The organism is Streptomyces pseudogriseolus, assembly GCA_002154585.1.
GTDB classification, from domain to species: Bacteria; Actinomycetota; Actinomycetes; order Streptomycetales; family Streptomycetaceae; genus Streptomyces; species Streptomyces pseudogriseolus.
On record MUNG01000642.1, the window covers coordinates 1 to 2,417 of the forward strand.

The window sequence follows — 2,417 nt, forward strand, 5'->3', positions numbered from 1 at the left end:
GCCCGCCCCCGAACCCGCATCGGCGGGTTCGGGGGCGGGCTGGAGACCAAGCGGCGGCTGCTCGCCCTGGAGGGTGTGCTGCCGGAGCCGCTGTTCTGACACCGCCCTGACGTCCGGGGCGGACGGCGCCGTTCAGTCGTAGTGGCGTGCCTCGAAGATGTTGCCGTCGGGGTCGCGGAAGTAGAAGCTGCGCTTGGCCGGGCCGCGTGCGCCGAAGGAGTCGTGGGCGATGTCCGACACCGGGACCTCCTGCTCCTGGAGACGGTCGAGGAGGGCGTCGAAGGCGTCCGCGGAGAGCGACAGGCAGACGTGGTTGACGGGGTGGCCGGAGCTGTCGGCGGCCCCGGGGAGCATGGTCATGCGATCCGCCTTGGAGCGCGGCATGAGGTCGAGGATCGTCTCCTCGCTGACGCGCACCGAGGGGAACGGCGCCTCGCCGGCCGCGAACTCGGCGAGCCTGACGGGTTCCAGGCCGACGGCCTTCTCGTAGAAGTGCGCGGCGGCGACGGGGTCGCTCACCCAGAGGACGATGTGGTCGAGCCGGGTCGCTGTCATGGTCCAAGCGTCCGTGAGTCGTGTGACGCTCCGCAAGGGTTTGGCCCGGCGTGCCGCCCGCCATGGATGGAGGAAGAGACGTCGGACGGGAGGCAACGCGTGGTGCTTACGGTGTCGGAAGAGGTACGGGACGCGATCGCGACGGGCCGGCCCGTGGTGGCCCTGGAGTCCACGATCATCGCCCACGGCCTGCCCCGGCCGCGCAATCTCCAGGTGGCCCGCGAGCTGGAGGCCGCGGTGCGGCGGGAGGGCGCGGTACCGGCGACGATCGCGGTGCTGGACGGCACGCCGCGGGTCGGCCTGGACAAGGAGCAGCTGGAGCGGGTCGCGAACGAGGACGGCATCCGCAAGCTCGGCCACCGTGACCTGCCGCTCGCGGTGGCCACGGGGGCGAGCGGCGCGACGACGGTCTCCGCGACCGCGCTGCTCGCGGCGCTCGCCGGCATCCGGGTCTTCGCGACCGGCGGGCTCGGCGGGGTGCACCGCGAGTGGACCGTCACCCAGGACGAGTCGGCGGACCTGGGGCTGCTGGCGCGTACCCGGATCACCGTGGTGTGCGCGGGGGTGAAGTCGATCCTGGACGTGCCGGCGACCTTGCAGCGGCTGGAGACGCTGGGTGTGGCGGTCGCCGGGTACGGCACGGACCGCTTCCCCGGCTTCTACCTGTCGGACTCCGGGCATCCCGTGGACTGGCGGCTGGACACCCCGGAGGAGGTGGCCGGGGTGATGCGGGCGCAGGACGCGCTCGGCGGCCCGGAGTCGGCGCTGATCGTCGCCAACCCGGTGCCGGAGGACCAGCAGCTGGATCCCGGGGTGCACGCCCGGGTGCTCGACGAGGCGCTGCGGGCGTGCGAGGCGGCCGGGGTCACCGGCCAGGGCGTCACGCCGTTCCTCCTCGACCACCTGGTCAGGCGCACCGACGGCGCCTCCCTGGAGGCCAATCTGGCGGCGGTGCGCGGCAACGTGGCGCTCGCGGCCCGGGTGGCGGCGGCCTGGGCCGCCGGGGAGTGACCGGGCCGGGCGGGGCGCTGCTGGTCGTCGGCGACGTGATCACGGACGTGGTCGCGCGCCATGCCGGCCCGCTCGCTCCGGGCACGGACACGGCGGCCGTGATCCGCACGGTGCCGGGCGGGGCGGGCGCGAACGTCGCCTGCTGGGCGGCGCGCCGGGGCGGGTGCGAGGTGCGGCTGCTGGGGCGGGTGGGCGCGGACGCGGCGGTCTGGCACGAACGGGAGCTGGCCGCGTGCGGGGTGCGTCCACGGCTGGTCGTGGACGCCGACGTGCCGACGGGGACGGTCGTGTGCCTGGTCGACGAGGGCGCGGCGGCCGAGCGGACCTTCCTCACCGACAGCGGCGCGTCGCTGCGGCTCGGGCCCGAGGACTGGTCGGACGCCCTGCTGGACGGGGTGGGGCGGCTGCATCTGTCGGGCTATCTGCTGTTCGGCGGGAGCAGCCGGGCCCTGGTGGCGGTGGCGCTGAAGGCGGCGCAGGCGCGCGGGGTGCCGGTGAGTGTGGATCCGGCGTCGGCCGGATTCCTCGCCGAGCTGGGCCCGGACCGTTTCCTTGCCCTGGTGGAGGACGTGGACGTGCTGCTGCCGAGCCGCAACGAGGCGTGCCTGCTGACGGGGTGTCCGGACGTGGCCGAGGCGGCGTCGCGGCTGAGCCGGCGGGTGCCGCTGGTGGTGGTCAAGCAGGGCGCGGAGGGGGCACTGCTGGCGCGGTCCGGCGAGGTGTGCGCCCGTGTCCCCGCCGTGCCGGTGACGCCGCGGGACACGACCGGCGCGGGTGACGCCTTCACCGGCGCCTTCCTCGCGGCGCTGCTGGCCGGCGCGGATGCCGGGCGGGCGGCGGAGGAGGGGTGC

The 2,417-nt window shown here is 75.3% G+C and carries 3 protein-coding genes; 2 read left to right on the forward strand and 1 reads right to left on the reverse strand.

The features are described from left to right. Positions 1–132: 132 nt before the first annotated feature. Complete coding sequence (locus tag CCN29_RS33685) at positions 133–555, reverse strand: VOC family protein (protein ID WP_006135298.1); 423 nt, start codon at positions 553–555, stop codon at positions 133–135. A 99-nt stretch (positions 556–654) separates the two neighbouring features. On the opposite strand from CCN29_RS33685, the gene CCN29_RS33690 reads away from it, so the two are divergent. Both CCN29_RS33690 and CCN29_RS33695 read left to right on the forward strand, forming a co-directional pair. Then, entirely contained in the window at positions 655–1,566 is a 912-nt protein-coding gene (locus tag CCN29_RS33690; protein ID WP_031064865.1) for a pseudouridine-5'-phosphate glycosidase, read from the forward strand. Then, on the forward strand, positions 1,563–2,417 hold an 855-nt coding region (locus tag CCN29_RS33695), incomplete at its 3' end, for a carbohydrate kinase family protein (protein ID WP_086686268.1). The genes CCN29_RS33690 and CCN29_RS33695, both read left to right, overlap by 4 nt.